Here is a 24,290-nt window from a genome sequence, read left to right on the forward strand (position 1 = left end):
CGGCTGTATGATTATCGACTGCCACGCTCATCTCGTTCCTCCAAGCCTGCTGGATGCGATCCGCTCACAGGCCGCGAACTTTCCATCGGTTCGCCTAATCGAGGAGGGCGGAAGCCTCGGGTTTTCGTTTGCAGGCGGTAAGCCAACGCGGCCGGTGTCGAAGCCGCTTAGCGATCTGCCGGCACGGTTGCAGTGGATGGATGCGCAGAAGGTTGAGCGACAGGTTGTCGGCGGCTGGCTCGATATGTTCGCCTATGAGACGCCCGCGGAAGAAGGTGCGCGCTGGTCGCGGCTGATCAATTCGCATCTCGCGCAGGCCGCCAAAAACGAGCCCCGGTTTGTTCCGTTGGCGACGGTCCCGCTTCAGAATGGTGCGCTTGCGGCAGAAGTGCTGCGCGAGGCCCATGCTTCGGGATTCAAGGGCGCCATGATCGGCACCCAGCCGAAGGGAAAAGGTGGCGTGCTCGACGATCCGACGTTGATTCCGTTCTGGGAAGCTGCGAACGAACTAGGTTCAATTGTTTTCATCCATCCGGTTTTCGAGAGCGGCGATGACCGTGTTCACGACTACGGCATGGCCAACGCCGTCGGCCGGATCACCGATACGCTGATCGCCATGTCGCGGCTGATCTATTCAGGCGCCGTCACGCGTTATCCCAAGGCGAAGATCGTCGCTGGTATCGGTGGCGCGGCGTTGCCTTACGTGATCGGCCGGTTGCGGCGCAATTACTCCCTCGACAAGGACAAGCTCGGCGACCCTGATGCAGCACTTGCCACGCTCTATTACGACACCATCGTTCAGGATACGCGCACGCTGCGTTTCCTCGCTGACGTTGTTGGCGCCGACCGGATCATGATGGGCTCCGACATGCCATTTCCGATCGGCGATCTGGCGCCGCTCAAGATCGTAGCTGATACGCAGTTTTCGGATTCAGAGCGGGCATCCATCAATGGCGGCCTTGCTCAACGTCTTTTCGGAATTTGAGGACATACCATGAAACTCGATATCGGCGGCACCGAAACAATCCAGGCCTCTGTTGAAGCGCTCTGGGTCGCACTCAACGATCCCGTCGTGCTGACGCGCTGTGTTCCAGGCTGCAAGAGCATGACCGAAATTTCGCCCGACACTTACAAGGTCGACATGCAGTTGCGCGTCGCCGCCGTGGGCGGTTCGTTCGAGGGCGAGATTGCGCTTTCGGACAAGGAGCCACCCAAGACCTGCAGCATCAAGGTCTCCGGTGCAGGAACGCTTGGGCATGGCAGTGGCACGGCTCGCTTCGAGATTACCCCGGAGAGCCCGACCGTATCCAAATTGACCTATCAGGGTGTCGGCGAGATCGGCGGCCTTGTCGCTGGCGTAGGCCAGCGCATTCTGGGAAGCGTATCGAAACATCTTGTTGGGAAATTCTTCACCGCGCTTCGTAAGGAGTTCGATGTGCCGGCCCAGGGCGCGGCTGAGTAGGAAACGGATATGAACGTTGCCATTCGCGATATGCACAGTGTGGAGGTTGAAGCCGGTGTTCGGCTCGCTGTGAGCGTATCGGGAGCTTTGGATAAACCCGTCATCGTCTTCAGTAACTCGCTCGCAGCCTCTTATGGAATGTGGGATGAGGTTGCCGATCGGTTGGCGGCACATGCCTGCCTGGTGCGTTACGACACCCGCGGACATGGGCGTTCCGATGCGCCTGAGAATGGCTACTCGATTGAAACGTTAAGCAAAGATGTGCTTGCGATCCTGGACGCGCTGAAGATTCAGAAGGCCGTTGTTTGCGGCGTTTCACTCGGCGGTCTGACCGCGATGTGGCTCGGCATTCATGCGCCTGACCGCGTGAGCGGGTTGATACTTGCGAATACGGCTGCGAATTTCCCGCCCGAAACGATGTGGCGCGATCGCGCCGCGACCGCGCGGTCGAGTGGCGTTGCCGCATTCGTGGAGCCCTCTCTGGAGCGCTGGGTGACGGCCAAGTATCGCGAGGCATATGCACTGCGCGTTGCCGATCTTGCCGCGATGATCGGGAATACGTCGCCGGCTGGATATGCCGGCTGCTGCGAGGTTCTTGCGTCCGCGAATGTATTGCCCGATCTCCTCCGGATTTCGTGTCCGGTGAGGGTAATCGCAGGACAACACGATCCGTCGACACCTCCGTCGCGCGCTGAAGAAATCGTCGCGGCTATTTCACAAGCTGATCTCGTAACTCTCGATGCCGCTCACATATCGTGTGTCGAAGCTCCGGATGCCTTTGCTGAAGCTGTCCGCGACTTTCTGACACTTATCAAAGCAACGGATAAGACCTAAAAGTCATCAGATCGATCTGGAGAAATGAATATGATCACCCGCAATGTTCTCACGAGCCTAGCCTGCGTTTCGATGTTAGCCGTCGCGACGCCTGTCCGCGCGCAAGCTCCCGCAGAACTTTCCATTGTTGTCTTCGGTGCACCGTCGCTGGGTGCATTTCTGCCTCCAGTTATTAAGGCGCAGAAGCTGGATGAAAAGCATGGCCTGCGCATCAAATTTGAAGAACGCACGCCGGATGCCTACACCGCGCAGTTCAATTCCGGCGAGTTTCAATTGGGCGGCAGCGCCGCTCTGCTGACTGTGGGTCTCGCTGACACGCGCGGCGTCAAGGTGACGTACCTTTTCAACCTCTTTGACTTCTGGGGCGCGGTCGTGACGTCGCGACCGGAAGTGAAGACATTGAAAGATCTGGAAGGGAAGGATCTTGCCGCGGCGAAGGGAACGACGAATTACGTCATGTTTGACTGGTTCGCCCGTCAGGCTGGCGCCGACACGTCCAAGTTTTCGGTGGTCAATACTGCAACGCCCGGTCTCATAGGCTACGCGCTTGCTGATCGCGCAGCGGCGATCCAGCTCTGGGAGCCGGCGTATACGACTCTGCTATCAAAAAGAACGACCATCAAGACGATCGATATTGGCATTGCCGACAGCTGGAAGAAATTCACCGGCAGCCGCAATATTCCCTATCTCGGTGTTGCTGCGCATGTGGCCTGGGCTGAAAAGAATCCGGAACTCGTGAAGAAGCTGTTCGCCGCCTACAAGGAAGCCGCCGAATGGGTTGCAACTCATCCGGATGAAGCCGCGAAGCTAATTGCCGCTAAAGGAACGCCTGAGGATCAGAAAGCGATCAGCGAATTGATCAAGGCGAACGATCGGCTTGGAATGAATGTTAAATGGGCTTCCGATGTCGAGAAAGAGATCAACTCGGTTTATTCCGCCGGAAAATCGATTGCGTTCCTGAACGCCGATCCGACTCCAGCGACGATTTACAAGAGGCAGGGTAAGTGAGCGACCAGACCTTGGAAATAAGTTCGCCGTTGTCAGCCCGCTTGCATTCTGCGGCGAAGCGCCTTGGTGCGTCGATCCTCCCGTTTGCGGTGGTGATTGCGCTATGGCAGTTTGCGTCATTGTTCTTTCCGGGCTTCCTGTTCCCGTCGCTGGTCACGGTGTTCTGGCGCTGTCTGGAAATTCTTTCCAGCGGTACGCTATTTGCTGACGTCCTTGCCACGGTTCTGCGAATTCTGGCTGGACTGGCGGGAGCATTCGTCATCGGCGGCGTTCTCGCGCTACTGATGGCGCGGTCGTCGGCCGTTGACAAGTTCCTGTCGCCAATTCTGTCTCTCTTCCAGGGCATTCCAGCGCTTTCATGGGTCGTGTTCGCCATCATCTGGTTTCATGGTGTGGAGTTCCGGATTTTCTTCATTATGGTCATGACCACACTTCCGGCATTTGCGTTTCAGATTCTTGGCGCACTGCGCGCGATGTCGAAGGATCTGATGGAGATGGTGTTTAGCTTTCGTCCCACGCGGTTGAAACTGTTCCGCGTTATGGTTGCTCCGGCTATTCTTCCCGAAATCCTCACTGCATGGAAAGTGAATCTCGGTAACGCGTCTCGCGTTGTGGTCGTTGCAGAGCTCGTCGGCGCGACCGGCGGCGTAGGCTATCAATTGCTCCAGCAGCAGCAACTGTTCGACATGGCCGGTGCGTTGGCCTGGACGTTGCAACTCGTTTTCTTTGTCCTGATCGTTCAGGCGTCGTTGACGCTGATCGAGAATGTAGCTTTCCGCTACCGCGCTGCTTCGGAGCGAGCACTATGATTGCGACTCAAAACGCGACCGCCGCCACGATCCATCTGAACGATGTTTCGAAGGTCTTTGGCATCGAGGGGACGAAAGGGGGCTATCGCGCCGTCGACCGGATCAACCTCGATGTCAAGCCCGGCGAAATGCTGGCGATCCTCGGCAAGACTGGCTGCGGTAAATCGACCATCTTCAACATGATCGCGGGTCTGACTGAGCCGACCAGCGGTGACGTGCGCGTGAGCGGGCGGAATCCGTTTTCCGATTTCGACTCGTTTCGCGGGAAGATCGCCATCGTTTTTCAGAACGATCGGCTTTTGCCCTGGCGAACGGCAATTCAGAATGTCGAGCTCGGTCTGGAGATGCTCGACACACCTGCGGCGGAGCGCCGGGAGGCCGCCCAGCATTGGCTCACGAAACTGGGGCTGAACGGTCACGAGAACGATTATCCGCATGCTCTTTCCGGCGGCATGCGTCAGCGTGTGTCGATTGCGCGCGCGTTCGCGACCAATGCGAGCATTCTTCTCTGCGACGAGCCGTTTTCCGCTCTCGACGAAATGACTGCTCAGCGGTTGCGGGGAGAGTTCGTGAAGCTCGTCAGGGAAAACGGCAAGACTGCGGTATTCATTACGCACAATATTGGAGAAGCGCTGGAAATCGGCAGCCGCATTATCGTTCTTAAGCGGCCGGCAACGATAGCTTATGACGTAAGCTTTACTGCAGCGACCGGCGCCGAAGACCGCCAACGCATTCGTGAGCGTATCTCGGAAGTTCTGTCGATCTAGACCGGGGCGGCGCTTCACTCACCCGAAATGCCGGTGTAGTTGCAATAAGCCGGCGGCGAAATCCGTCGGCGATCGCCATTGTCTACGCCAACATAGTGTCGGCGCCGGGTTCTTGACCCGGCGACCGGTTGCGCGCCTTATCGGATTGAGCCGTCAACTGCTGGCTATTTGGCCGGGAACCTTTCCGCTCACGAACCATCCAAGACATATCAACTCACTGGCGCTCCGGCGCCGGTAACAGGAGATGTCTTCATGAGTTCAAATGTGCAGGCGCTGGAACGGGTCAAACCCTTGCCGGCGGAGACCGAACGACCAAACCGCGCCGATGTCGAGGCCGCTTTCCGGACCATCATACGCTGGACCGGCGATGATCCGGAGCGGGACGGGCTGGTCGAAACCCCCGGTCGCGTCGCCCGCGCATTCGAGGAGTTTTTTGTCGGTTACAGTCAGGACCCGGTCGCAATCCTGCAAAAGACCTTCGAGGAAATCGAAGGTTACGACGAAATGATCAGCCTGCGAGGGGTTCGTTTCGAGAGCCATTGCGAGCATCACATGGCGCCGATTATCGGCAAGGTATGGGTGGCTTATATTCCAAACGGTCGCGTGGTTGGTATCAGCAAGCTCGCACGGGTCGTTGAGGTCTATGCCAAGCGATTGCAGATTCAAGAAAAGATGACGGCGCAGATCGCCAATACGATCAATGAAGTCCTCAAGCCGCAGGGGGTCGGCGTTATCATCAAGGCATCGCACCACTGCATGACGACACGTGGCGTGCACAAGCCGGATACGGATCTGGTGACCAGCCGGATGCTCGGTTGCTTCCGCGACAATCCGCTCACCCGTCAGGAATTCATCGGGCTGTCGGTCGAGCAGGCAGGATAACGTCTGTTCCGCCAGGGTCGGCAGTTAAGGAGAGATACCATGACACAAGAGCAAGCCAAGCCAAGTGGTCCTGATTTCGCCGGCGGTATTGCTCTTGCAGACCTCAAAGACGGAAAGTTGCTTGGGCATGTTGGCGATCAGGATGTTTTGCTGGTGCGAACCGGCGAAGAGATTTTCGCCGTAGATGCTCATTGCAGCCACTATCACGGCCCGCTGGCAGAAGGGGTGGTGGTCGGCAGCAGTATACGATGTCCCTGGCATCACGCCTGTTTCGATCTGCGGACGGGCGAAGCCACGCGCGCGCCGGCATTCAGCGCGCTCAGTTGCTGGCGTGTCGAACAGAGGGACGAACATGTTTTTGTCCGGGAGAAGCTTCAGCCGCACAGGCCGGTCGGCAAAGCGCTGATCGATGTACCGGACAAGATTGTCATCATCGGTGGCGGTGCGGCGGGATTTGCCGCGGCGGAGATGCTTCGGCGTCAGGGTTTTGCCGGCAGCATCGTCATGTTGAGCGGAGAGGCGTCGGCTCCGGTAGATCGGCCTAATTTATCGAAGGACTATCTTGCCGGCAGCGCGCCCGAGAATTGGATGCCGCTGCGGCCGGATGACTTTTACCACGACGTCGGCATTACATTGCGCCTCGATACTCATGTCACCGCCATCGACACCAAAGCCTGCAATGTCGTCGTAAGCAACGGCGAGACCGTTGAGTATGACCGGTTGCTGCTGGCGACCGGTGCAGAGCCTGTGCGGTTGTCGATTCCCGGCGCAGAGCTGCCACATGTTCATACATTGCGCTCGCTCGCGGATTGCCGCTCCATCATCGAGGCCGCCAAAAATGCCCGCCGGGCGCTTGTCATAGGGGCAAGCTTTATCGGGCTGGAAGCGGCGGCTGCGCTGCGCACGCGCGGGATCGAGGTTCACGTCGTCGCTCCGGAGAAGATCCCGATGGAGCGCATCCTCGGCTCTGATATGGGCCATTTCGTTCGTGCGTTACACGAGGAACATGGTGTCGTTTTTCATCTCGAGGATACTGTAGCCGCAATCGACGGCCAGCGCGCAACGCTCAAAAGCGGCAAGGTTCTCGCGACGGACATGGTGATTGTCGGGATCGGCGTACGGCCTCGCTTGGCGTTGGCCGAGGGCGCGGGCCTTGCGCTCGATCGCGGCGTCACGGTGAACGCGCATCTGGAAACGAGCGTTTCCGGAATTTACGCTGCAGGTGATATCGCGCGATGGCCTGATCCCCACTCCGGTGAGAATGTCCGGGTCGAACACTGGGTGGTGGCCCAGCGCCAGGGACAGACCGCCGCGCGCAATATGCTTGGAGCACGCGAGACCTTTGACGCGGTGCCGTTCTTCTGGAGCCAGCACTACGACGTGCCGATCAATTACGTCGGCCACGCCGAACATTGGGACGAGATCGTGGTCGACGGCGATATCAAGGCAAAGGATTGCGTGCTGCGATACAAACGAAAGGGGCGTGTTCTGGCTGTTGCGTCCATATTCCGCGACCTCGCAAGCTTGCATGCGGAGATCGCGATGGAGCGGTCAGATTGATTGCTGGCGAAGCGCCGGTCCAGCAGTTCGGCTGCGATGAAGTTGCCGCGCTTGATATTGAACCGGAAGACTGCGTCGCGAGTCTTCCTCACGATCGTATTGATTTATTTGCTGATCATCAATTTTGATGCGTTTGCGTACAAGCCATCGACCAGCAGCAACACGGCGCCTTCCGCATCCTTGGGAATATCCACGTGATAGACCCATTTCCTAACGCCAATGTAAAAGATGGCTCCGTGCAAACCCCACATCAGCTCCAGTTCGGTTTCCGAAACCGGTAGCGCCGTGATGTCAGGCAATTTGAACTCGTGGCGAAGCTCCCGGATAACCGGCTTGAACACGTGTTCCGCGACGAAATTTGCAAATTTCCTGTTGATCGATGCGCCGGCGAGGCCCGACAAAAGATAGATGCGGACCCATTGGTAATTGTGCAGCATCCGCGCTGCATACTCGACGTAAAATTGTCGGAGGCGAGCGGGTAGTGGGATTGAGCGGTCTGCTATCAGCGCATCCCAGTCGGCGCTCCAGCGCCCCATGAATACTTCTTCGTAAATGCGGTCGATCAACGCGTCCTTGCCGGGAAAATATCGGTACAGCAAACCTTTTGAAATGCCGAGACGCGTCGTGAGTTCTCTGGTCTGCCCTTCGAAGCCACGTTCGGCGAAGTAGGAAATCGCACCATCCAGAATCTGTTGCGCACGGAGCTCTGGATCGAGCCGGACACGCTCGGTTTTGACGGGTTTCTTCGTGGGCCGCTTTGGCTTGGCTGCAGTTTTTTTCATCGACGCTTTGCTCAAGTTGAACGGGCTCGCATGCTTGGTGATGCCCCGAACTCTCTTAATCGACTGACCGAGAAATACCACTCGGATGTTGACAAGGAAAAAGTAGAATGCAACAAATGGGCAAATGCCCAATAATGGACGACAGCCGATTTAGACATCGGCCAAACGTCGCCAGCGGACGGAAACGATCAGGAGCGAGAACAAGCCACCACCAGAAATAGCGCAAGGCGGAAAATCCGGACTTTGGTCGGTGCGGATGTTGCCGTGCGTTATGTATGCAGGGCGCGGTGTGCTCGCGCTCATCTTCGCCGTTCACATCAGTCGAAGCCAAGAAAGGAAAGAACCATGGAACATCTGCCCAGAGCTGGTCTCCCGCGCGCGGAAATGATGAAGCGCGTCGCGTTTTTCAAGGATTTGAAGGGCTCGGATGGTGGTCTTCCCGACAGCAAGATGCAGGGCTGCATTCGCACGCTCTATAACGTCATCGGTTTTCAGCCTCCGAAGGGCGAGGGTGGAGCCGTCACGTCGCCCGTTGGTGACGATGCGTCTCGTCTCGCGGCTATCAAGATCTCTGAAGGCTTTAATCTAGGGTACTGCCGCGCCAAGCCCAACAACGGGCCGATGATGCACAATCACGATACCAACGAGACATTCATCCCGATGACCGGGACGTGGCGCTGCAGCTGGGAAGACGAAAACGGCAAGGTCGATTTTGTCGACGTCGGTCCTTACGACGTTGTGTCGTTTCCTCCCGGTGTCGCGCGGCGGTTTGAGAACATTACGGCTGGCGATCCGAACGAGGAATCGATCCTTATGTTCGTTATCGGAGGCAACGGTCCCAAAGCCGAGTTCACCGATGAAGCAATGGCGACACTGGAAGCCGCAGGCGCCTGGAAGAAGCCGTAACGAATGCGATCCCAGATGGCGAATTCGGATCTGACCGGTCTTGCGAGTGATGGTGCCAACGGCGTTCCGCCGTGGCACCTCACGGCGCAAATTCAGGTATTGCGAATTCAAGATCACGAGTGGTCATGGGTCGATAGCGGGGGCAGCGGTGTCCCGGTGATCATGCTGCCCGGTGCGCTCGGTACATGTGAGGTCTTCTACAAGCAACTTTCCGACACACGCCGCGATATCCGCATGATCGCGGTGACCTATCCCGGAATATCCGAGCCGGAGCGGCTGGCGGATGGGCTCGGCAAGTTGATGGATCACATCGAGCTTCCCAAGGCGCACGTGCTGGGATCGTCGTATGGCGGATACTGGGCGCAGTTCTTTGGTGTGTCCCATGCAGACCGGTTGGAAACCTTGACCATCGGCAACAGTTTCGTCGAGCCGTCCGGGCTGTTCGCCAATCCGCTGTTTAACCCGGAATGGATCTTGAAATCGAGCGCCGAGGAATTACAGCTTGCCTGGAAAGATGCTGTTTCCAAGGCGCCGGCGAGCGAGCTCCGCAGCCTGCAACTCGATATGCTGTCAGGCCGGCAATCTGCGGAAAATTTCAAGGGCAGGGTGGTCGGTGTCGTTACAGCGAAACCGTGCCCGAAACTCAATCTGGCGCTTTCGAAATTGACGGTGCTGGACTGCGACGACGATCCGGTTGTCGGCCCATCGATGAGAGAGGCCGTCCGCGCACGATACGCCGGCGCAACGCTGCGAACGCTGCGAACTGGCGGTCACTATCCGCATATTCTCAACGAGAAGGTCTACGGCGAGACGCTGCGGTCCATGTATCTCTAAGCGCCTGATAAAGAGGCGTGCCTCAAAATTGCAAGAATTGACAGGGGAGGAAAAGCACGTGACACGTTTTTTCAGTATGCTGGATGCGGGCAAGCAACGCTTGTCCAACGGGTTTAAAATTCTCTGCGTTGCCTTGTCGGCGATGGCAGTTTCGGCGCCCGCGAGCGCTGCTGATCCGATCAAGATTGGCTTCAGCATGGCCTTGTCCGGCGGCATCGCCTCGAACGGAAAGGCAGCGCTGCTCGCGATCAAGATGTGGGCCGAGGAGATTAATGCCAAGGGCGGACTGCTCGGACGTAAAGTCGATCTGGTTTATTACGACGATCAGAGCAACCCTTCGACAGTCCCAGGCATCTACACCAAGCTCATCAGTGTCGATAAGGTGGATCTCGTTTTCTCGCCCTACGGCACGAACCTGATCGCGCCGGCGATGCCCGTTGTGATGCAGGCCGGTTACAGCATGATGAGCCTGTTCGGCGTCGGTGTGAACGATCAGTTCAATTACGATCGCTACTTCCAGATTATGCCAATGGGGCCTGAATCGGCCTCGGCGATTCCGACCGGCTTCTTCGATGTTGCGATGAAGCTCGATCCCAAGCCCAAGACGATTGCTCTCGTGGGTGCCGATGCCGAATTCGGCAAAGTGACCGTCGATGCTGCGCGCGCGATTGCAAAGAAGAACGGTCTGAAGATTGTCTATGATCGGTCCTATCCGCCGAACACCGTCGACTTCGCGTCGATTGTCCGGTCGATTCAGGCGAGCAGCCCTGACCTCGTTTTCATGGGATCCTATCCGCCCGACTCGGTGGGAATGATCCGGGCCGCGCGTGAAGTCGGCTTGAAGACGATGCTGCTGGGCGGCGGCGCTGTCGGCCTGCAGTTCGCAGCCATTAAGACGCAGCTCGGTCCGCTGCTGAACGGCGTCGTCGGCTACGAACTCTACGTTCCGTCACCGACGCTGAACTTCCCCGGCATCAAGGACTTCATCAAGCGTTACGAGAAGGAAGCACAATCGCAGGGCGTCGATCCACTGGGCTTCTACGTGCCTCCGTTCGTTTACGCAGGCGCCCAGATCCTCGGTCAAGCCGTGGAAAAGACAGGCTCGCTTGACCAAAAGGCCCTCGCTGCGACGCTTCATCAGAATTCCTTCGACACCGTTGTGGGCAAGATCAAGTTCGCAAAGAACGGCGAATGGGATAAAGCCCGTGTTCTGCTCATTCAGTATCAGGGCGTTACCGACAACAGCATTGATCAGTTCCGCAAGGAAGGTACCCATGCCATCCTGTATCCGCCGGAACTGAAGTCCGGGACTCCTCGCGTCCCATTCCAGGACGCCAAATGAGAATGCGTCATGGATTCCGGTGGGCGGGGTAGCGCGTAATGGTTATCTCTGCCGATCTGATAGCAAACGCCGTCATAGCGGGCCTCCTTCTGGGAGGCTTCTATGCGGCGATGACGCTGGGCTTGACGATCTCCTTCGGATTGCTCGACGTCGTCAACATTGCTCACCCTGCGTTCATCGTGACCGGTTCATATATCGCGTACACCATCAACACCGCCTTCGGGATCGATCCGATCGTTGCCGGATTCATGGCCAGCCCCTTGGCATTCGTCGCGGGGGTGCTGCTCTATCGGTTCTATCATGAGAGTTTTGAAAAACGGGGCGACGACTCGTTGCGCGGGCTCGCGTTCTTCTTCGGAATCATGCTCGTCATCGAAGTGTCGCTGATTCTTGGATTCGGCGTCGATTACCGGACGGTTCAGACGGCCTATCAGGATGTAACACCTGTTGTCGCCGGAATGGATTTTCCCCTCCGGATGACGATTCCGTTCGCCATCTCGATCTTTCTGGTCGTCGCCGTTCAGCTTGTCTTGTCCTTGACCTTCTTCGGCAGGGCATCACGGGCTGTTTCCCAGGATCATGTGGCGCTGCGCCTGATGGCGGTTGATCCGGTTCGCGTGAAGTCGATCGCGTTTGGCGTCTCTGTCGCGCTTGCGACGATTGCAGGGTCGCTGCTGATCGTTATTCAACCGGTTGAGCCATCGATCATGTGGCTTTACGTCGGAATTCCATTCGCCATCTGTGTGCTGGGCGGCATGGGAAGCGTGTCTGGGACCTTGATAGCAGGGCTTCTTCTCGGGGTCGCCGAAAGCATTACTGCGGTGTTCTGGGGACCGTCATGGTCTCCAGCGCTGGCCTTTGGTGTGCTGCTCGTTGTCATCGGGTTCAGGCCCGCCGGCCTGTTTGGGAGATGACCGTGAGGGCAACTTGGTTTTATGTAAGTTTGCTCGCAGTTACGGCCATCATTTTCCTGGCAACGCATCTGGTGGGAAATGACTACGCTTACTTCGCGGGCTACGTCATTTTGCAGTACGTCGTTCTCGCAACGGCGTGGAACATTCTTGCGGGTTACACCGGATACATCAACTTTGGCACCGCTGCATTCATGGCTGTCGGGACCTACTCAACAATCGTCATCTCAAAGCTGACGTCACTGCCGCTTCCGCTGTTGGTGGTGATCGGTGGATTGATGTCGGGCATTCTCGGTCTGCTGACCGGGTACATGACGATGCGTTTCAAGGGCATTTTCTTTTCGATCGCAACGCTGGCGCTCGCCATTGTCCTCCAGACGCTTGTCGTCAACTGGTCCTACGTCGGAGGTTCGCGAGGCGCCTACGTCCTGCGTCCGGCAAGCATCGCGTTCTTTCAGAACTATGCGCAGTATCTTTTTGCCATCATGCTGGTGCTGGCGATGTTCGCAGTAAGCGTCGCGCGGGCCATCGGCCGTTCGACGATCGGTGTCGGTCTGGCAACGATCAGGGACGACGAGACCGCGGCCGAGGCTTGCGGCGTGCCGACGTTCAAGCTCAAGCTGTTTGCCACGGCCGTGAGCGGTGCGCTGATGGGAATGGCCGGCGCGCCGCTTCCATATTACCTGACCTACGTTGAACCGACATCGGCATTCAGTCTGAGCTACACGGTCAACAGCATTGCCATGCCCATTATCGGCGGGATGGCGAGTTGGCCGGGCCCGGTGATCGGCGCCATTTTGCTGGGGTCGATCCAGCAACTCGCGACCGTCACCATTTCGTCCTCGCTCAATTTGCTTGTTGTCGGTGTCCTGCTGTTGGTTTTTGTGACTGTCGCGCCGAATGGGATCCTTGGTCTGATTTCCAGTCTTCGGAAGAGGGCGGGACAATGAGCGAATCGAAAGAAGCGCTGCTCTCCGTTCGTGGGCTGGAAAAGAAGTTCGGCGGTTTCACCGCGTTAAAATCGTTCGATCTGGACATCAAGCCGGGCGAACGTATCGGTGTTATCGGCCCGAACGGTGCAGGCAAGAGTACGCTTGTGAATTCTCTCACCGGAACGATCCGGGCGGATGCCGGAAAGATCATTCTGGATGGACAGGTCATCGACAACCTTGCCGCGCATAAGCGCGCGAGAATGGGATTGATGCGGAGCTTCCAGCTGCCGCGTCCTTTCAAGAGCATGAGCGTCATCCAGAACATCCTGGTGCCTATCGCCTATGCGCGCCCGTCGCAGGATGGGAAGGTTTACGACCTGGCGCGGGCGCAAGACGAGGCCAGGGAAATCCTGCAAGCGATAGGTCTCGGCAAGAAGGCTGATTTGCCGGCGATGTCGCTGACGCAGGTCGATATGCGCAAACTCGAGTTGGCCCGAGCCATGGCAGCCAAGCCGAGAATTCTGTTCTCGGATGAGGCAATGGCAGGGCTTTCCGACAGCGAAGTCGATGAAGTTCTGGATTTGCTGTTCTCCATCAACAAGGATGGAGTGGCGATTGTGATGATCGAGCACATCATCAAGGCGGTGACGAAGTTTTCTCAGCGTATTGTGGTGCTCGTCGCCGGGCAGAAGCTGGCCGACGGAAATCCGCAGGAGGTACTTTCCCTTCCCGAGGTAGAGAGGGCGTATCTTGGCGAATAGTTTGATGATCAATGAAATTGATGCCGGCTATGGGCGCAACCGGGTTCTCACCAAAGTTTCGCTTTCGGTAAATCCCGGCGAAACGGTTGTTTTGTTGGGGACCAATGGCAACGGGAAAAGCACTCTCATAAACAGCATCGCGGGATTGGTGCGTCCGGAAGCCGGCGAAATTGTCGCGACTCTCGGAGGAGAAACCCATTCGCTTATCGGAAGTTCGGCCGATCAGATCGCCGGCCTTGGTGTCAGTCTTGTGCCGGAGGGCCGACGGCTGTTCCCAAAGATGACCGTTCAAGAAAACCTCATGCTGGGCGCAAACCGGAAGGCCGCGCGAAGCGAAATGCAAGGCAACCTGTCGTATTGTTTCGATGCGTTCCCGGTACTCAAGGAGCGGCTCAACCAATTGGCCGGGAGCATGAGCGGTGGCGAGCAGCAAATGCTTGCGCTGGCGCGCGCCCTGATGTCGTCGCCCAAGATCCTTTTGATCGACGAGCCTTCGGTTGGCCTGGCGCCGATCTATGTCGCCCGGATGATCGATAAAATTCAGGATCTCAAGGATCGCTTCAAGCTGACAATTCTGATGGCCGAACAGAATTTCCGCCAGGCCAGCCGCATTGCCGATCGTGGATATGTGCTGGTCCACGGAAAGATCGTCTTTGAAGGCAAAACCCGCGACGAGCTCGTGGACAATGATATCGTCCGGAAGCTCTATCTCGGGCTGTAGGCGTGGCTTGCTTTGCTTACTTTTTTGTCGCGCGTGCGAGAAACTGAACCAGCGCCTTGCGATCGTCGTCTGAGCCGATGACTTGCTCGGGCATTTTGGTGCCGGGTGTATAGGCTGCGGGTCCGATCTCGAAAAGTTTCGACACCGTTTCCGGCGTCCAGATGATGTCGAGTTTTTTCAGCGGCTCCGAGAAATTGTAGTCCGGCAGGGTTGCGATCCTGCGCCCAAAGATCCCTGACAGCGTCGGGCCCGCCTTGTTGCCCTGATCCGGCGTGAGCGTGTGGCAGGCGACGCAGGCACGGAAAATCTCAGCACCACGATCACCGGCGTAAGCGGCAAGCGGATCGTTCGGACTTTTCTGAATGGTGGCTCCGACAGGCTCGCCCGTGAGCGCATTCCAACGCCGGATCATGCTGTCGGTGCCGCCGGTGAGAAGCGTACCGTTGTCCGGCATGAACGCGACTGACCATACCGGGAGTCCAGGTCCAACCAGCCTGCGCGCAAGCGTCCGCGCCTTACGGTCGATAATCGCGACCGATCCCCGAATATCGGCGGCTGCGAGCAGCGCGCCATCCTTTGACATCGCCATCGCGATCACGGGGATCGGCCCTGCAGTGACCTCGCCTACAGATTTGCCTGCATGGTCGAGAAAATGAACTTTGCCGTCTGCGCCGGCGGTGACGATTTCGCCGTCGTCGGACACGACGACCGAATTGAGCGGCGCGGGCAGGGTGGTGATGGACGGGGCGGCGGTGCTGTCGAGTGGCCAAATGCGGACGGTCAGGTCGTAACTCACGCTGATGAGAGTCTTGCCGTCGACGCTGAACGCGACGCCGTTGACGTTCTGCGTGTGGCCTTCGAGAATCCGCGATGTCCCGCCGGTGAGAGGCCAGAGCCGCACGGTATGATCCCACGATGCCGAAGCGAGGGTTGCGCCATCAGGTGACAGCGCAAGTGCGGCGATCGGCGCGGTGTGGCCATCAAGCACGATGTCAGGCTGCTGTTTGCCCGAACTCCAGATCGCGATGCGGCCATCCGCGCCGGCGGTCGCGGCACGCCCGTCCCTCAGCAGGGCGGTAGCGTTGACGGCGTCAGCGTGAAACCGGAAAACCTGTTCGGCAGCGTCGCGACCGAGCGACCATCGGATTGCGCTGCCGTCGAAACTTCCCGACAGCAGTGTTTGTCCATCGGGTGAAATCGACAACGCCCGGACCGGCCCGCCATGGCCTCGCAACTGGGCGACAGCAGGCGCCGCGCTGAATGATGCAATCAGCGCGCCGATTATCAGCAGCACGTGAAGCCGATAGTTTCTGACATGCCCGTCAGCGTTCCGCACGCGTGGTTCCCTCTAGGCAACGCGTATCGAAGCACGAAAATCAGGTTCAATAAACCGATACGGAAGCGTTCGGATATGCGGCGAAAGCCGCAATGTCAGGCGAAATAGCGAATCTTGCCGGCCGGTGCGGTGTCGTAGCCCGCGAGATCGTCCGCGCGTTGTTTGAGGGCAGGTTGCGCAATGAAGGTCATTAGCGCTTGCAGCGCAGGCTTGAAGTAAGCACGCTGCCGCATCAGCAGATCGAAGTTTTCCCAAAGCAGTGGCATAAAATCGAGACCGGCAGCCCTGGCGGCCGCGCGCGTCGCGATGCCGCAATCGGCTTCGCCCGCGCGAATGGCTGTCGCGAGATCAGGTCCGGTCAGGCACGGCGGATCGAGTCGGCGCAGATCCTTCAGCTTCGCATCATGTTGCTTGAGCAATGAACCGAGCAGCATTTGTGCGCCTGCGCCCGCTTGCCTCATGGCGATCGTGGCTCCGGACGCGAGAACGTCAGGGATACTCATGAGCTTTTTCGGATTTCCCGGCTGGAGCAAGAGGCCTTGTTCGCGGCGCACGAACCCGACCAGCACGGCATCGTGTAAACTTGGTATCGCGCGCACTGCTGCAATATTGGCGTCGTTGCCAGAATTCGGCGTGTCTTGTTCCGTGTGGAAGTGGATCGCGGCAGCAATTGCTTCGCCCCGCAGCACGCGGCCGACGCCGCTCTCCGTTCCTTCAACAAGCGTCGCCAGCCCGGAGCCGGACTCGCGCAAACTCCACTCGAGGAGCGCGTCCTGACTTCCGCCGACGATCAAAGGCGCATCCGCTGGGGCCATTCCGGCCGGCCGCATTAGTCCTGACAGCACCCACCGATCGAGTTCCTCGCGCGGGAAAAGCCACTTGCCCGTCACTTTGGTGCAGGGGATCGCGCCTTCAGCCACAAGCTCATAGAGCTTGCGTTCGCCAAGCCGCAGGTACTCGGATGCCTCGCTTGTGGTCAGGAAATCCATCCTGCATTTATATGCATATTGCTGTTTCAATTCAATTCGTTGACATAACTGAAAAATATGCAGGACAAGGCATTGGGAGGAAAATCATGCTGGACGGGCTGAGCGCCTGGCAATTGATCACGAGCGGCGATGCGACGCTGTTCGCCATCGTCAAATTGTCGCTGGCCGTGAGCCTTTCTGCGGTCGTGCTGGCGGCGGTCGTCGGGTTGCCGCTGGGGGCATTGCTCGCGCTGATGCGCTTCCCGGGACGAAGCGCGATCGTCGTGCTCGTCAACGCGTTCATGGGACTGCCTCCGGTCGTGGTCGGTCTTGCGGTCTATCTGTTGCTGTCGCGGTCCGGACCGCTCGGCAACCTCGGCATCCTGTTCACGCCCACGGCGATGATCATCGCGCAGGCGATCCTGATCGTGCCGATCATCGCGGCCCTGACGCGCCAAACCATTGAAGATCTCTGGATCGAATACCGCGATGAATTGTCGGCGATGGATGTCGGTCCCCTCGGTCGCGTCACGACGCTGCTGTGGGATGCGCGCTTCAGTCTGCTGACCGCACTGCTCGCGGGATTTGGACGCGCGGCGGCGGAAGTTGGTGCTGTGATGATCGTCGGCGGCAATATAGAGGGCTTCACCCGCACTATGACCACGGCGATTGCGCTCGAAACCTCGAAGGGCAATCTGCCGCTCGCACTCGGTCTGGGCATGATCCTCGTGGTGATCGTGCTTGCGATCAACGCAGCGGCTTGGGGCGCACGAATCTGGTCCGAACGGCAGGCGGGATGACCATGCGGGCGCCGGTGACAGATCTTCCAGTCGCGTTCGATCGTGTCACGGTGCGCGCCGGCGCTACGACGATCATCGATCGTCTCACGCTGACATTGGCGTCGGGTTCACCGACGCTTGTGGTCGGGCCGAACGGCGCTGGCAAAAGCACCTTGTTGCGCTTGTGCATGGGACTTGCGGTGCCAACCGAAGGCCGCATTACATGGGGCGGCCGCGCCGACAGGAAACCGACGCGCCGCGCCTTCGTGTTTCAGCGGCCAGTGATGTTGCGCCGGACTGCGGCCGCTAACATCGCGTATGGCCTGACCCACGCCGGCTATCCGCTTGAGAAGGTGGCGGCACGCACTGCCGAATTGCTGGAGCGTGTGGGCCTGTCGGACCTGGCAATGCGTCCCGCCCGTCGGCTGTCCGGCGGCGAACAGCAGCGACTGGCGCTGGCGCGCGCCTTGGCGCGCGACCCCGAACTGCTTCTGCTCGATGAGCCAACCGCGAGTCTCGACCCCGCGGCCACGCGCAGCGTCGAGGAGATTGTTCGGAGCGCTGCGCAGTCGGGCATCAAGATCGTAATGGCCTCGCACGATCTCGGTCAGGTGCGGCGCCTTGCGGGCGACGTTGTCTTCATGGTGCGTGGCGCGGTGTGCGAACAGACGCCAGCGGAAGATTTTCTCAAAAATCCGTCAACGCCGGAGGCTGCGGCTTTCGTGCGCGGCGATCTCGTTGTTTGAACTCGAAAGGACACATTATGAAACATCGATCAGCATCTTTTGCCGTTGCGCTCTCGCTGCTCGCGGTGGCATTCGCAACGCCGGTCTCCGCGCAGGACAAATCCATCGTGGTGGCATCAACCACGTCGACGCAGGATTCTGGCTTGTTCGGTCACATCCTGCCCTTGTTCGAGGCCAAAACCGGGATCGAGGTGAAGGTGATCGCGCAGGGCACCGGGCAGGCGCTGGACACGGCGCGGCGTGGTGATGCCGACGTTGTTTTTGTGCATGCCAAGTCGCAGGAAGAAAAATTCATCGCCGAGGGGCACGGCGTAAAGCGCTTCGATGTCATGTACAATGACTTCGTGATGATCGGCCCGAAAAGCGACCCGGCCGGCGTCGGCGGATCGAAGGATATCGTTGCCGCACTGAAAACCATTCAGGGAAAAGCACTGCCGTTCGTTTCGCGCGGCGACAAATCCGGCACGCATTCGGCTGAACTTGCGCTGTGGAAGCAGGCGGGCGTCGATATCGAGGCAACCAAAGGTCCGTGGTATCGCGAAATCGGGCAGGGCATGGGCGCCGCGCTCAATACGGCAGGAGCGATGAATGCCTATGTGATTTCCGACCGGGGCACCTGGCTCTCCTTCAAGAATCCTGGCGATCTGGTGATCGCGGTCGAAGGCGACAAGCGGCTGTTCAACCAGTATGGCGTTATCCTGGTGAATCCCGAGAAGCACCCAACTGTCAAAAAAGATCTCGGCCAGAGCTTCATTGACTGGATCCTGTCAACGGAAGGCCAGGGCGCCATTGCGGCTTATCAGGTCAACGGCAAGCAGCTGTTTTTCCCGAATGCCGAGAAAAAGGCGTCCTGAGGAGAGGGCTCAGAACGCAAATTGAAGCGGCTGTCTTACTTCTTGGTTTCGGGCGGACAGTCGGGCCGCACTGCCATCGGTTTTCCGTCGCTTTGCACCGTGGGAGCGGCGGAATTTGCGTGTCCGCCTGCGGATGGTAGGATGGCGCTCTTTTCAACGCCCATCGACGTATCACCGGTCTTGGCGTTGCCGGAAGTCGTGCCTGCCGACGATGTGGTGTTGCAGCTCGTTTCGGGCTTGTCGGAAGCGGCTGGTGTTTGTGCCGGCGAGGGCGTTGCGGCGAACAGTGCCACAAAGGCAGCAACGATGATTTGAGTGCGCATTTTGAGCCTCTGTGTGGGTGTAAAAGGAATGAATGAAACGTCCTCTCCAACGTGCCATGCTTGAGATGGTTCCCCGGTGCGCGCTGTTGATGCTTTGCAGAACGATCCGCTATCGAGCGTCAAGATGACACAGCGTTTGCCGGCTGCGCTGACCCCGCTCGATGTTGCCCTTCATTTGCTGCTTGACTGCGTGGGCCCGGTTGAACCTGTCGTTGTATCTGTTACGGACTCTGTCGGTAGCATTGCGGCTGTAATTGCGCCGCTGCAACTGGCGCATCCGGCGTTCAATATCGCGGTCTCCGACGGCTGGGCAATGCGATCCGAGGATATTGTCGGCGCATCGTCCTACTCGCCACTGCCGTTGGCCGCCTCGCCGGTATGGGTTGAGGCGGGCGATCGGATGCCAGCCCACTGTGACTGCGTGCTCGATGCCGATCTGGTTGAAGAGCTTGGACCGATGTTTCAGGTTCTCGCTGAGTCTGTTCCCGGTCATGGCATTCGTCGGGCGGGGGACGACATCGCCGCCGGGCGTTCGATCATCGCACCGGGGCAGCGGTTGAATGCGTTCGATCTGCTTGCAGTACGTGCCGCCGGGCTCGATCGCATTCCGGTTCGATCTCCGCGTATGGGCGTGATCAATGTGCCGTCCGGCGATGGCAATACCGCATCCTCGCAATTCATTTTTGAATTTGCGAAAGCTGCCGGTGCGCGTGCCGTCGTCTTGCAGGCAGAGAGACGCCATGCGTCCAGCATTTCCGCCGCTGTGGAGAGCGACGCTTACGATCTGATTGTAGCTGTGGGCGGCACCGGCCTCGGCCATACCGATTCAACGATCGACGCGCTGGCGGTCCATGGAGCCCGTTTGATTCATGGACTTGCACTCCAGCCCGGGCGCACCGCGGCAGTTGGAATGATCGGCTCGACGCCGGTGATCGCTGTTCCAGGCGCTCCCGATCAGGCGCTGGCTGCGTGTTTGGTACTGGTTCAGCCGGTGCTGGATCGGCTCACGGCGAGGTCGCCGCGACGAGAACTTATCCGGCCGCTTGCGCGTAAGATTTCCTCGTCTATCGGTGTTGCGGAGATCGTCTTGCTGGAAAAATTGGATGAAGCCTGGATGCCGGTTGCCGTTGGACAACTCTCCCTTGAGGCAATCGCCCGCGCTGACGCATGGCTCGCCGTGCCGGGAGACAGTGAGGGCTATGCAGCCGGGACAACAGTCGGCGCGTTTTCTCTTCGCGACATGATGTGAGACTTTCACGATGATCAAGCCGAAGGCGTCGTCAAACAATGCAAACGTCGATCAGGATCAATTTCTGACGATCCTGTCGCGTGAGGATGCGCTTGCACGCTTTGAGGCTGCACTGTTCCCGCGCGATCTGCCGGCAGACGATCTCGCGCTGGCCGATGCGCTCGGGCTTGCGCTGGCGAACGATGTCGTGGCGGCCGTCGATGTGCCGCCGTTCGATCGCTCCAATGTCGATGGCTTTGCCGTACGCTCCGCCGATTTGGCGTCTGCAGGCGAAGCGCTGCCGGTTCGCCTGGGTTTGAACGATGAGGTAATTGCTTGCGGCACCGCGCCGCGACTGCCGGTGACACAAGGCACGGCGACGCCGATTGCAACGGGCGGTCCCATTCCCCGCGGCGCCGACGCCATTGCGATGGTGGAACACACGCAACCCGCAGGAGGTGACGCAATTGAGATCAGACGCTCGGCGTCACCCGGCCAGTTCGTGTCCTATGCGGGATCGGACATCGCGCGGGGCGAGGTTTTACTGCGCGCGGGAACGCTGATTGGTTCGCGTGAGATCGGAATGCTCGCGGCATCCGGAGTTGCGCGTGTCCCGGCGGTGAGAAAACCGCGGGTGGCGATTATGTCCACCGGCGACGAATTGGTACAGCCCGGCCAGCCGCTGCGTCCCGCGGCGATCTTCGACACCAATGGCGCGATCGTGACGGCGGCCGTGTCGGAGAATGGCGGCGAAGCGCGTTTTCTCGGCGCATTTCCCGACGATGAGGACAAGCTCGAAGCCGTGATGCGCGAGGCGCTGGCAACCAGCGACATGCTCATTCTGTCGGGCGGGACATCGAAAGGCGAGGGCGACGTTTCCCATCGTATCGTCGCGCGGCTTGGCAAGCCCGGCATTGTCGCGCATGGCGTCGCGCTGAAGCCTGGCAAGCCGCTGTGCCTCGCGGTATGCGACGGCAAGCCCGTCGTCATCCTGCCGGGGTTTCCCACGTCGGCCATGTTCACTTTCCATGACATGATCGTGCCGGTGTTGCGCCGTCTCGCCGGCTTGCCACCCCGCAACGATGCGCGGGTGACGGCGAAAGTGCCGGTGCGGGTTGCTTCCGAACTCGGCCGCACGGAATTCGTGATGGTCTCTCTGGTCGAGGGCGACGACGGATTGATTGCCTATCCGACCGGAAAGGGCTCTGGCGCGATCACGTCGTTCGCTCAGGCCGATGGATTCTTGAAGATCGACGCACTCGCCGAACAGATGCCAGCAGGCACACAAGCGGAGGTCTCGTTGTTCACGCCGCATGTGCGTGTGCCGGATCTCGTCATCGTCGGCAGCCATTGCACGGGGCTGGATCTGATCACAGCACCACTGGCGCGTGCCGGTCTGTCCGTACGTTCGATCTCGGTGGGAAGTCTCGGCGGACTGGCGGCGGCGCGGCGCGGCGAATGCGATCTCGCACCCATCCACCTGTTGGATGAGAAGACCGACACATACAACACGCCGTTTCTTATGGGGGGGCTCGAACTCGTGCCGGGCTACCGGCGTATGCAGGGCATCGTGTACCGCGCAGGCGACAAGCGTTTTGAAGGTCTGAGCGTGGAAGACGCGGTGCGGGCCGCGCTGAAAGACCCGTCATGCCTGATGGTTAACCGTAATCAGGGCGCTGGCACCCGCATTCTGATCGACCGCCTGCTGGGCGAAGCACGGCCGGACGGCTACTGGAACCAGCCACGCTCGCACAATGCGGTGGCGGCCGCTGTGGCTCAGAACCGTGCCGACTGGGGCATGACCATTGCTCCCGTCGCTCATGCGGCGGGACTTGGATTTATTCCGTTTGCCGAAGAGCATTACGATTTCGCGCTCGTGACGTCGCGCAAGCAGCGCCCTGCGGTTCAGGCGTTTCTCCGCGCGCTCAGTTCGCCGGATGTGCAAGGGACGCTGGAGCAGGTGGGTTTCCGGCCGGCGTAACTCATCCGGATCACGCGCCTCTGTCGAGCGCAGCGAACCGCTCTGCTTCCGCGATATCCTCGACCGTATTCGCGTTGAAGAATGGATCGAGCGGATCGGTCGGCCACGTCACCGTCGCGAGTTTATAGCGAGCGGTCCAGCGATCGATCTTGCGCATGTCTTCTGCCACCAGCGCGTGACGCAGTTCGCCGCGCAGCGCGACGTTCCATAGTCCGATCACAGGGTGGATCTGATCGCCGGAGGCAGCGACCGCGAGTTGCGCGCCTTCCTCGGTCCGTGCGCGCTGTAATCGCACAACGAGATCGCGCGGCAGGAACGGGCAATCCGTCGCGGCGCTGAGAACCCATTCGATATCCGGCCTGTGCGCCACAGCCCAGTCGAGCGCCGTGAGCACCCCGGCAAGAGGCCCCGCAAATCCTTCAACGGTATCCGCGACGACAGGCAATCCGAAGGAGGCGAAACGAACCGGATCGCCGTTGGCGTTGAGGATGAGCCCGTCGCACTGCGGCGCAAGCCGCGCGATCACGCGCTCCAGAATGGTGCGGCCGCCGATGGTTTTCATCGGCTTGTCGCCGCCGCCCATGCGCCGCGCGAGGCCGCCAGCGAGAAGCACGCCAAGCGTCGATGGCCGATCGTCAGTCATCGTCGCCGCCTTTGCGACGATGGCGCGGGGATTCTTCTGCGACGAAGGCGAGGTTCTGGTCGAACACGATCCGCTCTTGCCCGGAAAGCGCGATAAATCTCTTTCCCTTGGTGCGGCCGACCAGCGTCAGTCCCACTTGCCGTGCGAGCTGGACACCCCACGCCGTGAACCCGGACCGCGAGACCAGAATCGGAATGCCCATGCGGACAGTCTTGATCACCATTTCGGAGGTCAGACGGCCCGTCGTGTACATGATCTTGTCGGCGACATCGACGTTGTGCCGCCAGGCCCAGCCCGCGATCTTGTCGACCGCGTTGTGGCGTCCAACGTCCTCCATGTAGCAGATCGGCTCGCCTTCCTTGCACAGCACACAACCGTGGATAGCGCCTGCTTCGAGATAGAGCGAAGGCGCGGTGTTGACCGCATGGGTCATCTGATAGAGCCATGACGTACGCAACTCGGCTTGCGGCAGGGATGCGCCCTCGATGGCCTCCATCAGGTCGCCGAAGGCTGTGCCTTGCGCGCAGCCGGAGGTGAGCGTTTTCTTCTTCAGTTTCTCTTCGAAATTGGTGCCGTGCTCGGTGTAGACCACCACCACCTGCAGATCGTCGTCGTAGACTACCTCCGTCACGACGTCGTCCGGCTTCAGCATGTTCTGATTGAGCAGGTAGCCGAGCGCGAGATACTCGGGATAATCGTTGATCGTCATCATCGTGACGATTTCCTGCGCGTTCAGATAAAGCGTCAGTGGGCGCTCGACCGGCACACTGATCTCAACCGGAGCGCCGGTCTGGTCGATGCCGGTGACACGCTCGGTCAGCCGCGGATTCTTCGGGTCCGGCATTACGCGCGGCGCGGACACGCCTTTCAGCTTTAGCTCTTGGGATTTCGCGGTCCCGGACTTGATCCGTGTTTCGGTCA

At 59.3% G+C, this 24,290-nt stretch carries 27 protein-coding genes; 22 read left to right on the plus strand and 5 right to left on the minus strand.

Annotation, left to right across the window (positions count from 1 at the left end; translation table 11 throughout):
• Positions 1–7 precede the first annotated feature (7 nt).
• The 9 genes from AC1RKJ_RS00240 to AC1RKJ_RS00280 all read left to right on the plus strand — a co-directional run bounded on the left by AC1RKJ_RS00240 (position 8) and on the right by AC1RKJ_RS00280 (position 7,450).
• Positions 8–985, plus strand: coding sequence for an amidohydrolase family protein (locus AC1RKJ_RS00240; RefSeq protein ID WP_492788918.1), 978 nt, complete (start codon positions 8–10; stop codon positions 983–985).
• 9 nt (positions 986–994) lie between these two features.
• Positions 995–1,462, plus strand: a complete 468-nt coding sequence (locus AC1RKJ_RS00245) for an SRPBCC family protein (protein ID WP_492788919.1) — start codon at positions 995–997, stop codon at positions 1,460–1,462.
• A 9-nt stretch (positions 1,463–1,471) separates the two neighbouring features.
• Positions 1,472–2,296: a 3-oxoadipate enol-lactonase gene (pcaD, locus tag AC1RKJ_RS00250; RefSeq protein WP_492788920.1), complete on the plus strand. Its 825-nt coding sequence runs from the start codon at positions 1,472–1,474 to the stop codon at positions 2,294–2,296.
• Positions 2,297–2,326: 30 nt separating this feature from the next.
• A complete protein-coding gene (locus AC1RKJ_RS00255; RefSeq protein ID WP_492788921.1) occupies positions 2,327–3,304 on the plus strand; it encodes an ABC transporter substrate-binding protein in 978 nt (325 codons plus the stop codon).
• The gene (locus AC1RKJ_RS00260; RefSeq protein ID WP_492788922.1) at positions 3,301–4,113 is read left to right on the plus strand and encodes an ABC transporter permease; all 813 of its coding nucleotides are present in this window, start codon (positions 3,301–3,303) and stop codon (positions 4,111–4,113) included. Before AC1RKJ_RS00255 ends, AC1RKJ_RS00260 begins: the two co-directional genes overlap by 4 nt.
• Positions 4,110–4,880: an ABC transporter ATP-binding protein gene (locus AC1RKJ_RS00265; protein ID WP_492788923.1), complete on the plus strand. Its 771-nt coding sequence runs from the start codon at positions 4,110–4,112 to the stop codon at positions 4,878–4,880. The genes AC1RKJ_RS00260 and AC1RKJ_RS00265 overlap by 4 nt, the downstream gene beginning before the upstream one ends.
• 252 nt (positions 4,881–5,132) lie before the next feature.
• Positions 5,133–5,762, plus strand: coding sequence for a GTP cyclohydrolase I FolE (gene folE, locus AC1RKJ_RS00270; protein WP_492788924.1), 630 nt, complete (start codon positions 5,133–5,135; stop codon positions 5,760–5,762).
• A 39-nt stretch (positions 5,763–5,801) separates the two neighbouring features.
• Positions 5,802–7,322 carry an FAD-dependent oxidoreductase gene (locus AC1RKJ_RS00275; RefSeq protein ID WP_492788925.1) on the plus strand — a complete coding sequence of 507 codons (1,521 nt, stop codon included), beginning with the start codon at positions 5,802–5,804 and terminating at the stop codon, positions 7,320–7,322.
• Positions 7,319–7,450 (plus strand): hypothetical protein, encoded by a 132-nt coding sequence (locus AC1RKJ_RS00280; protein WP_492788926.1) that lies wholly within the window; start codon positions 7,319–7,321, stop codon positions 7,448–7,450. The genes AC1RKJ_RS00275 and AC1RKJ_RS00280 overlap by 4 nt, the downstream gene beginning before the upstream one ends.
• Here AC1RKJ_RS00280 and AC1RKJ_RS00285 read toward each other — a convergent pair.
• Positions 7,427–8,104, minus strand: a complete 678-nt coding sequence (locus AC1RKJ_RS00285) for a TetR/AcrR family transcriptional regulator (RefSeq protein WP_492788927.1) — start codon at positions 8,102–8,104, stop codon at positions 7,427–7,429. The genes AC1RKJ_RS00280 and AC1RKJ_RS00285 overlap by 24 nt on opposite strands.
• Before the next feature lie 345 nt (positions 8,105–8,449).
• On the opposite strand from AC1RKJ_RS00285, the gene AC1RKJ_RS00290 reads away from it, so the two are divergent.
• From AC1RKJ_RS00290 to AC1RKJ_RS00320, 7 genes are read left to right on the plus strand one after another with little or no spacing between them, the layout of a single operon-like run.
• Entirely contained in the window at positions 8,450–9,010 is a 561-nt protein-coding gene (locus tag AC1RKJ_RS00290; protein WP_492788928.1) for a cupin domain-containing protein, read from the plus strand.
• Positions 9,011–9,025: 15 nt separating this feature from the next.
• Entirely contained in the window at positions 9,026–9,844 is an 819-nt protein-coding gene (locus AC1RKJ_RS00295) for an alpha/beta fold hydrolase (protein WP_492788929.1), read from the plus strand.
• Positions 9,845–9,902: 58 nt separating this feature from the next.
• Positions 9,903–11,186: an amino acid ABC transporter substrate-binding protein gene (locus tag AC1RKJ_RS00300; RefSeq protein ID WP_492788930.1), complete on the plus strand. Its 1,284-nt coding sequence runs from the start codon at positions 9,903–9,905 to the stop codon at positions 11,184–11,186.
• Positions 11,187–11,224: 38 nt separating this feature from the next.
• Positions 11,225–12,100 (plus strand): branched-chain amino acid ABC transporter permease, encoded by an 876-nt coding sequence (locus AC1RKJ_RS00305; RefSeq protein WP_492788931.1) that lies wholly within the window; start codon positions 11,225–11,227, stop codon positions 12,098–12,100.
• Positions 12,097–13,047 (plus strand): branched-chain amino acid ABC transporter permease, encoded by a 951-nt coding sequence (locus tag AC1RKJ_RS00310; RefSeq protein ID WP_492788932.1) that lies wholly within the window; start codon positions 12,097–12,099, stop codon positions 13,045–13,047. Before AC1RKJ_RS00305 ends, AC1RKJ_RS00310 begins: the two co-directional genes overlap by 4 nt.
• A complete protein-coding gene (locus AC1RKJ_RS00315; protein WP_492788933.1) occupies positions 13,044–13,790 on the plus strand; it encodes an ABC transporter ATP-binding protein in 747 nt (248 codons plus the stop codon). The genes AC1RKJ_RS00310 and AC1RKJ_RS00315 overlap by 4 nt, the downstream gene beginning before the upstream one ends.
• A gap of 4 nt (positions 13,791–13,794) precedes the next feature.
• Entirely contained in the window at positions 13,795–14,511 is a 717-nt protein-coding gene (locus tag AC1RKJ_RS00320) for an ABC transporter ATP-binding protein (protein WP_492792603.1), read from the plus strand.
• A 16-nt stretch (positions 14,512–14,527) separates the two neighbouring features.
• On the opposite strand, the gene AC1RKJ_RS00325 is transcribed toward AC1RKJ_RS00320, so the two are convergent.
• The gene (locus AC1RKJ_RS00325) at positions 14,528–15,805 is read right to left on the minus strand and encodes a c-type cytochrome (protein WP_492792604.1); all 1,278 of its coding nucleotides are present in this window, start codon (positions 15,803–15,805) and stop codon (positions 14,528–14,530) included.
• A 137-nt stretch (positions 15,806–15,942) separates the two neighbouring features.
• Positions 15,943–16,836: a substrate-binding domain-containing protein gene (locus AC1RKJ_RS00330; RefSeq protein WP_492788934.1), complete on the minus strand. Its 894-nt coding sequence runs from the start codon at positions 16,834–16,836 to the stop codon at positions 15,943–15,945.
• Between the two features lie 86 nt (positions 16,837–16,922).
• Between AC1RKJ_RS00330 and AC1RKJ_RS00335 the strand changes: the two genes are divergently transcribed.
• The 6 genes from AC1RKJ_RS00335 to AC1RKJ_RS00360 all read left to right on the plus strand — a co-directional run bounded on the left by AC1RKJ_RS00335 (position 16,923) and on the right by AC1RKJ_RS00360 (position 22,726).
• Positions 16,923–17,615 carry an ABC transporter permease gene (locus tag AC1RKJ_RS00335; protein ID WP_492788935.1) on the plus strand — a complete coding sequence of 231 codons (693 nt, stop codon included), beginning with the start codon at positions 16,923–16,925 and terminating at the stop codon, positions 17,613–17,615.
• Between the two features lie 2 nt (positions 17,616–17,617).
• Complete coding sequence (locus AC1RKJ_RS00340; protein ID WP_492792605.1) at positions 17,618–18,340, plus strand: energy-coupling factor ABC transporter ATP-binding protein; 723 nt, start codon at positions 17,618–17,620, stop codon at positions 18,338–18,340.
• Positions 18,341–18,357: 17 nt separating this feature from the next.
• On the plus strand, positions 18,358–19,194 hold the full coding sequence (locus AC1RKJ_RS00345) for an ABC transporter substrate-binding protein (RefSeq protein WP_492788936.1): 837 nt from the start codon (positions 18,358–18,360) through the stop codon (positions 19,192–19,194).
• Between the two features lie 141 nt (positions 19,195–19,335).
• Entirely contained in the window at positions 19,336–19,509 is a 174-nt protein-coding gene (locus AC1RKJ_RS00350) for a hypothetical protein (protein WP_492788937.1), read from the plus strand.
• A gap of 132 nt (positions 19,510–19,641) precedes the next feature.
• Entirely contained in the window at positions 19,642–20,766 is a 1,125-nt protein-coding gene (locus tag AC1RKJ_RS00355) for a molybdopterin-binding protein (protein WP_492788938.1), read from the plus strand.
• Positions 20,767–20,776: 10 nt separating this feature from the next.
• Complete coding sequence (locus AC1RKJ_RS00360) at positions 20,777–22,726, plus strand: molybdopterin biosynthesis protein (protein WP_492788939.1); 1,950 nt, start codon at positions 20,777–20,779, stop codon at positions 22,724–22,726.
• 10 nt (positions 22,727–22,736) lie between these two features.
• On the opposite strand, the gene mobA is transcribed toward AC1RKJ_RS00360, so the two are convergent.
• Together mobA and AC1RKJ_RS00370 are read right to left on the minus strand one after the other, a co-directional pair.
• Positions 22,737–23,369 carry a molybdenum cofactor guanylyltransferase MobA gene (mobA, locus tag AC1RKJ_RS00365; protein ID WP_492788940.1) on the minus strand — a complete coding sequence of 211 codons (633 nt, stop codon included), beginning with the start codon at positions 23,367–23,369 and terminating at the stop codon, positions 22,737–22,739.
• The gene (locus AC1RKJ_RS00370; protein ID WP_492792606.1) at positions 23,362–24,213 is read right to left on the minus strand and encodes a formate dehydrogenase accessory sulfurtransferase FdhD; all 852 of its coding nucleotides are present in this window, start codon (positions 24,211–24,213) and stop codon (positions 23,362–23,364) included. The genes mobA and AC1RKJ_RS00370 overlap by 8 nt, the downstream gene beginning before the upstream one ends.
• Positions 24,214–24,290: the final 77 nt, after the last annotated feature.

Source organism: Afipia sp. GW822-FHT04G07 (genome assembly GCF_058800765.1).

Coding starts and splice junctions, on each gene's coding strand:
- AC1RKJ_RS00290 (WP_492788928.1), top strand. CDS start 8,450: ATGGAACATCTGCCCAGAGCTGGTCTCCCGCGCGCGGAAATGATGAAG.
- AC1RKJ_RS00310 (WP_492788932.1), top strand. CDS start 12,097: ATGACCGTGAGGGCAACTTGGTTTTATGTAAGTTTGCTCGCAGTTACG.
- AC1RKJ_RS00245 (WP_492788919.1), top strand. CDS start 995: ATGAAACTCGATATCGGCGGCACCGAAACAATCCAGGCCTCTGTTGAA.
- AC1RKJ_RS00350 (WP_492788937.1), top strand. CDS start 19,336: ATGGCGCTCTTTTCAACGCCCATCGACGTATCACCGGTCTTGGCGTTG.
- AC1RKJ_RS00285 (WP_492788927.1), bottom strand. CDS start 8,104: ATGAAAAAAACTGCAGCCAAGCCAAAGCGGCCCACGAAGAAACCCGTC.
- pcaD (WP_492788920.1), top strand. CDS start 1,472: ATGAACGTTGCCATTCGCGATATGCACAGTGTGGAGGTTGAAGCCGGT.
- AC1RKJ_RS00335 (WP_492788935.1), top strand. CDS start 16,923: ATGCTGGACGGGCTGAGCGCCTGGCAATTGATCACGAGCGGCGATGCG.
- AC1RKJ_RS00355 (WP_492788938.1), top strand. CDS start 19,642: ATGACACAGCGTTTGCCGGCTGCGCTGACCCCGCTCGATGTTGCCCTT.
- AC1RKJ_RS00240 (WP_492788918.1), top strand. CDS start 8: ATGATTATCGACTGCCACGCTCATCTCGTTCCTCCAAGCCTGCTGGAT.
- AC1RKJ_RS00265 (WP_492788923.1), top strand. CDS start 4,110: ATGATTGCGACTCAAAACGCGACCGCCGCCACGATCCATCTGAACGAT.
- mobA (WP_492788940.1), bottom strand. CDS start 23,369: ATGACTGACGATCGGCCATCGACGCTTGGCGTGCTTCTCGCTGGCGGC.
- AC1RKJ_RS00330 (WP_492788934.1), bottom strand. CDS start 16,836: ATGGATTTCCTGACCACAAGCGAGGCATCCGAGTACCTGCGGCTTGGC.
- AC1RKJ_RS00320 (WP_492792603.1), top strand. CDS start 13,795: ATGATCAATGAAATTGATGCCGGCTATGGGCGCAACCGGGTTCTCACC.
- AC1RKJ_RS00305 (WP_492788931.1), top strand. CDS start 11,225: ATGGTTATCTCTGCCGATCTGATAGCAAACGCCGTCATAGCGGGCCTC.
- AC1RKJ_RS00370 (WP_492792606.1), bottom strand. CDS start 24,213: ATGCCGGACCCGAAGAATCCGCGGCTGACCGAGCGTGTCACCGGCATC.
- folE (WP_492788924.1), top strand. CDS start 5,133: ATGAGTTCAAATGTGCAGGCGCTGGAACGGGTCAAACCCTTGCCGGCG.
- AC1RKJ_RS00360 (WP_492788939.1), top strand. CDS start 20,777: ATGATCAAGCCGAAGGCGTCGTCAAACAATGCAAACGTCGATCAGGAT.
- AC1RKJ_RS00295 (WP_492788929.1), top strand. CDS start 9,026: ATGGCGAATTCGGATCTGACCGGTCTTGCGAGTGATGGTGCCAACGGC.
- AC1RKJ_RS00275 (WP_492788925.1), top strand. CDS start 5,802: ATGACACAAGAGCAAGCCAAGCCAAGTGGTCCTGATTTCGCCGGCGGT.
- AC1RKJ_RS00345 (WP_492788936.1), top strand. CDS start 18,358: ATGAAACATCGATCAGCATCTTTTGCCGTTGCGCTCTCGCTGCTCGCG.
- AC1RKJ_RS00315 (WP_492788933.1), top strand. CDS start 13,044: ATGAGCGAATCGAAAGAAGCGCTGCTCTCCGTTCGTGGGCTGGAAAAG.
- AC1RKJ_RS00340 (WP_492792605.1), top strand. CDS start 17,618: ATGCGGGCGCCGGTGACAGATCTTCCAGTCGCGTTCGATCGTGTCACG.
- AC1RKJ_RS00255 (WP_492788921.1), top strand. CDS start 2,327: ATGATCACCCGCAATGTTCTCACGAGCCTAGCCTGCGTTTCGATGTTA.